This window comes from Rahnella sp. P4_A8, assembly GCF_056402435.1.
Genome location: NZ_JBFUHK010000143.1, coordinates 1 through 3,220 on the forward strand (window position 1 = coordinate 1; position 3,220 = coordinate 3,220).

The 3,220-nt window shown below is 45.8% G+C and carries 2 protein-coding genes and 3 pseudogenes; 2 read left to right on the forward strand and 3 right to left on the reverse strand.

Annotated features, from left to right (window positions below; translation table 11 throughout):
• Window positions 1-606: pseudogene (locus AC1DUO_RS23795) on the forward strand (IS3-like element ISRaq1 family transposase); the annotation flags it as partial.
• Window positions 607-627: 21 nt separating this feature from the next.
• A pseudogene (locus AC1DUO_RS23800) lies at window positions 628-1,071 on the forward strand (GIY-YIG nuclease family protein); the annotation flags it as partial.
• A 22-nt stretch (window positions 1,072-1,093) separates the two neighbouring features.
• Here the strand turns inward: AC1DUO_RS23800 and AC1DUO_RS23805 are convergent.
• The 3 genes and pseudogenes from AC1DUO_RS23805 to AC1DUO_RS23815 form a co-directional block, all read right to left on the reverse strand.
• Window positions 1,094-1,381 (reverse strand): annotated as a pseudogene (locus tag AC1DUO_RS23805) (ISL3 family transposase); the annotation flags it as partial.
• A 785-nt stretch (window positions 1,382-2,166) separates the two neighbouring features.
• Window positions 2,167-2,970 carry an FRG domain-containing protein gene (locus tag AC1DUO_RS23810; RefSeq protein WP_121019247.1) on the reverse strand — a complete coding sequence of 268 codons (804 nt, stop codon included), beginning with the start codon at window positions 2,968-2,970 and terminating at the stop codon, window positions 2,167-2,169.
• Window positions 2,961-3,220, reverse strand: a 260-nt coding sequence (locus tag AC1DUO_RS23815) for a hypothetical protein (protein WP_477989054.1), incomplete at its 5' end; no start/stop codon positions are given. The genes AC1DUO_RS23815 and AC1DUO_RS23810, both read right to left, overlap by 10 nt.

Here is a 3,220-nt window from a genome sequence, read left to right on the forward strand (position 1 = left end):
ATTTACCACCTTAATGGACTGAGCGTAAAACGCAGACGACGCCGTAAAGGGCTGGCGACCGAACGGTTTCCGCTTCTTCGCCCGGATGCGCCGAACCTTACATGGTCGATGGATTTCGTTATGGACGCACTGGTCAACGGTCGCAGGATCAAGTGCCTGACCTGTGTGGATGATTTCACGAAGGAGTGTCTGACGATCACCGCTGCTTTCGGTATTTCAGGCGTTCAGGTCACGCGTATTCTGGACAGCATCGCGTTGTTTCGGGGCTATCCGGCGACAATAAGAACCGATCAGGGCCCGGAATTTACCTGCCGCGCGCTCGATCAATGGGCCTTTGAGCATGGTGTGGAACTACGGCTTATCCAGCCAGGTAAGCCAACGCAGAACGGATTTATTGAGAGTTTTAACGGACGCTTTCGCGATGAGTGTCTGAACGAACACTGGTTCAGCGATATCGTTCACGCCAGGAAAACCATTAACGACTGGAGGCAGGATTATAACGAGTGTCGTCCACATTCGGCACTGAATTATCTGACGCCATCAGAGTTTGCAGCACGGTGGCGAAATGGAAAATGTGAAGGTAAACAAACCGACATTACTAACTGACGGTTGTATCTAATCCTGGGGGCAGGTCACCAAAGAGCAATTTCAATGGCCCAGCAAACACGTGCAGGCCACGTATATGTTATCAGCAATATTGGCTCTTTCGGTGAACACGTATACAAAATTGGGATGACACGTCGTCTAGAACCATTAGACCGCGTTCGTGAACTTGGTGACGCCAGCGTTCCATTCTCATTTGATGTACATGCCATGATTTACAGTGACGATGCGCCTTCACTAGAAAACCATTTGCATAAAGTATTCAATGACAGGCAAGTGAACAAGATTAATGCTCGTAAAGAGTTCTTCAATGTCAGGATAAAGGATATCAAATCAACTATTGAAGATATGAGCATCAGTGCGCACTGGACAATGTTTGCGGACGCCAAAGAATATAGAGAGTCCTTAGCTATTGAAAATGAGCGTTCAGCAGCAATCACTGCAAATGAGGAGCTTGTGGTTGCTTAATATTTATGCTTTTTCATAAAGCGGCTGCCTGGCCCTTCCACGGAACCGGAAGTGTCTGGTAACCGTGCTCGGTGAAGACCACGCAGGGGACATCAGCTCAACCAGCGGGTTGAACTGACAGGTATCGAGGTGATGCCACTTGCGACGCCGGTGAACATGTATGGAGCAGGATTTACCGCAGGTTGGGGGGCAGTTGTGTGTGCCCAGCAATGCCGACAATGTCCGTCACAGAACAGGATTTTTCAACAAGAGAAAGAAACTGAACCTGCCACGGTAAAGACAGGATAAGGATAGAGGGATTTTTGTCCATGAAAGTGCTCTGGGTTGGTTAGGTACTTATACATTTTTCTGGCACCAAACCATACTCTCCAGAATGTTTGAGCGCCCAGCACCAGCAGTTTAGAGACTAGATGACAGAATTTTCTCGCTGGACCTGACTGAGAGTTCATGGGCCATATAGTCTTCAAGACAGATAACTTCTTTAGAACTGAGGGGGAGAAAATATTTGTTGGGGAGCACATCCGGCTTTCCCTGAGGTGAGTGTTATCAATACCCACCCCGGATATTCAAGGTCACAATGGCTAATAACGGCAGTATCATTTTTCGTTATCAAAATAGGGTCAGGAAAAGTAGAACTGTAATTTCTGATGACAACAGCAGCATTACTCAAGTGGTACCTCCCATTGTTCGGTGAACAACCAAATCCTACAATAGCCACCACAACGGGGGAAGACCCTTTTGTATACAGTTAAATATCCCCTTCTTTGGAGGGAATCACGCATGGCAGTCCGCAAAGTGACAACTGGTCAATAAATGTGTGAACGCTACCCTGCCAGCCGTTCTGGCTGCAGGGTGTCGAAGATGTTTGCAACTAAAGGAAAAGGTATACCATAGATGAAAACGAGAATAGGTCTGAGTCTAGCCAGGATGACACAACTAACTTTGATATAACCTTAACGGGTAAGTGATACATCTGCCTATTAGGTTTAATATAACCCACCGGTCACAATGCTTTCATTGCTTGTGGAATAATATTTTAGCGTACTTTAATTGTATAATCTCATTGAGATACTGAGTGCCAGATAAAACTTATCACTACCAGCGCTCATTACTATGACTTTCAAAACTGGTGCTGTTGGCATAACAAAACCCATCAATGTCGGGGAAAAGAGTAAATTGCCTGATGTCGAAAACCTTTTCGAGCATGACTAAGCACTCCCTCTTCATGTCCGGTGTAAGAGCAATTAGTTTTACCCATTGCGAATTTTTTTGGAATAATAAGCTTCCCTCTAGTTCATCGCTAACTCGGCTATATAAGAATTGTGCATTCTGAGCGGCAATCCTTTTCGTCACAACAGGTGGTTGCCATAATCTTGGGCACACCTCCAAGACATCATCTGGTTTCGGATCGCCTGAACCAAATATTTCATTGTAAGTTCGTAGTTCAGGCCTTCCCTCAAAGCCACGAACGCTTGCCCAATGCAGACCGAATAATAGTCCGATTTTATCTCTTTCAGAATTACAGGCAAACCAGAGGGCAACAAGCATATTTCTTGAAACGTCTACCAAACGTGTTGCTGCACCATGGTGTTGAAGCTTTGCCAGTAATTCAAAATCACAAAGCACTCGCCCATTTTCGTAATGATATCCTTGGTGTTTCGCACTACTTAGAAGCTCCCTTTCATAGTCACGCATACTCATTTCCGAAGGAAGATAACTTTTATCTTTCGCGAGCCGTCTATATGCCCCGCTATGAATAGGCCACTCAATGTTGCCTTGACCTCTCCAAAGATAGATATTTCGTGCGCCGTCTTTGTCCACAGAAGCAAACTCAATAATCTGCCAAAATTCATCAGGTGCTATCAATGGGCCGAATAACTCCGTTTCGATTAATTCCATAGTTTACCCACCACACCCTCAACCTCATGCTGAAACACATAAGGATCAGACAGCAATTCAAACTGTTCATCGTACTGATAGGTCACGGCAACATGATAGTCATCACCGGCAAAGGCTTTTACTGCTTCGATATCCCGCCAGTAGGTTGCCAGGAAAAAATGCTCCCAATCCCCTTGCGAAACGCTTTTGACCAAAACGCCTAAATTGCCTTCGATACCCTGAGAATGCTGGACGCCCGTCAGTTGCAGAT